Genomic DNA, 468 nt, shown 5'->3' with positions numbered 1-468 from the left:
GTTGCAGATGAAGCACGATCTCGGTTTCAGCGACGCCATGTACGGACTCGGCGCGGCGATCTTCTACATCGGCTATGTGCTGTGCGAAGTGCCGAGCAACATGCTGCTCGCCCGTTTCGGCGCGCGCCGCACGTTCATGCGCATCATGCTGCTGTGGGGGATCGCGTCGACCTGCATGATGTTCGTGCACACGCCTACGCATTTCTACGCGCTGCGTTTCTTGCTCGGCGTGTTCGAAGCCGGCTTTTTTCCGGGCATCGTGCTTTACCTGACCTACTGGTTCCCGCCGCGGCGGCGCGCAGCGGTGTTCTCGATCTTCTTCGCGGGCGTGGCGGTGGCGGGCGTGCTGGGCGGCCTCGTGTCGGGCTGGATCATGCGCGACATGGGCGGCGTCATGGGACTCGAAGGCTGGCGCTGGATGTTCGCGATCGAAGGACTGCCCGCCGTGCTGCTCGGTCTGATGGCGGC

Annotated in this window: 1 protein-coding gene; it reads left to right on the top strand. The window is 64.3% G+C overall.

Annotated elements, in window-relative coordinates; genetic code table 11:
- On the top strand, nt 1-468 hold a 468-nt coding region (locus tag BTA35_RS16650; RefSeq protein ID WP_139363709.1), incomplete at both ends, for an MFS transporter.

This window comes from Oceanospirillum linum (genome assembly GCF_001995095.2).
Taxonomy (GTDB): domain Bacteria; phylum Pseudomonadota; class Gammaproteobacteria; order Pseudomonadales; family Halomonadaceae; genus Oceanospirillum; species Oceanospirillum linum.
The sequence above is the reverse complement of the archived record's forward strand: the minus strand, read 5'-3'. Positions and strand labels throughout refer to the sequence as shown.